Source organism: Pseudanabaena sp. 'Roaring Creek', from assembly GCF_001402795.1.
Lineage (GTDB): Bacteria > Cyanobacteriota > Cyanobacteriia > Pseudanabaenales > Pseudanabaenaceae > Pseudanabaena.
Genome location: NZ_LIRE01000735.1, coordinates 1 through 1,154, shown reverse-complemented (window position 1 = coordinate 1,154; position 1,154 = coordinate 1). Strand labels below are relative to the sequence as shown.

Sequence of the window (1,154 nt, the reverse complement as noted above, 5' to 3'; positions counted from 1 at the left end):
GAGTTATCTAATGATGCAGTTATTCAGCTTTTGACGGTCGAGCAGTTTTTCCAAATTGCTAATTATCAAACAAAACCCAAATTTTCACCGTTCCAGTGGTTGAAAGACAAGCTTTTGCCGAAGAAGACTGCCAAGGGGTTTACTAATAAATCTCAAGTTAGGCGATCGCCCCATCACTCCTCACCCCAATTTGAATATGAGTCAGAAACAAGGCTGGAAACTTGGCGGGATTCATTATTAACTCACAAACATGTCCTTGATGCTTCAGCAACAGGTACGGGCAAAAGCTATGATGCGGGGCGCTTGCGTCCTGAAATGTTTGATGGTGTTGAAAGGATCGTCTATATATCTAATGATTCGCGCAATGTTACAACTTCCACTTTGCAGGATTGGGAAATTCTGCCTGCTCGTCACAATGGCTTGACTAATAAATCAGGTAAGTTACGTCGTGCTAAGTCGGGTGAGTCTTTAGATACTCAGGCAAATTGTTCTCGCACTGGGGCGATCGCTGCTCTGCGCGATAAGGCAATTTCTGATACTAAGATCATTTGTGAGACTTGTCCTTTGCTCAATGCTTGCCGTGGTAGTTCGGGTGATGGGTTTGGCTTTAAGCATAAACGAGCGATCGCTTTTAATTCTAAAATCCTGCGTTCTCATCCTGCTAGTTTGCCTAGTCCTAATGAGTTTGATTACTCGAAAACTTTGCTGGTATGGGAGGAGGTGTCGGAGAGTTTAACGACGATGCGTCAGATTTTGGTTAGTCGTGAGGATGTAGATCGGGCGATCGCTGTGATTTCTCGTTCTAGTCTTGACCATAAGCAGAAAATTATTGATGTGCTGAATAAGTTGCATGGGTTACTAGGAGATAAGTCCTATCATGGTCTAGATTTTCATGGGATTAAGTCGGCTATTCCTGAAATTATTGATACGACTTTGCTGGCGGATTTGCTGAAACCCGATCTTTCAATTCTCGATACGGTTGATGCGGTTGCGGATTCTGAGTTTGAAAATGTTAAGGGTAGGGATAAGCGTGAGTTAGCTAGGGTTAATTCTTTGCTGAAGCACGCGACTACTCTTAATAGTCATGAAATTGAGAAGAAGATTAACCGTGAGGTTTTAAAACAGTGGTTAATGGAGTTTTTGGATATTCTTTC

At 42.5% G+C, this 1,154-nt stretch carries 1 pseudogene; it reads left to right on the top strand.

Features of this window, described 5'->3' with window-relative positions:
• Window positions 1–1,154: pseudogene (locus AC805_RS26570) on the top strand (hypothetical protein); the annotation flags it as partial.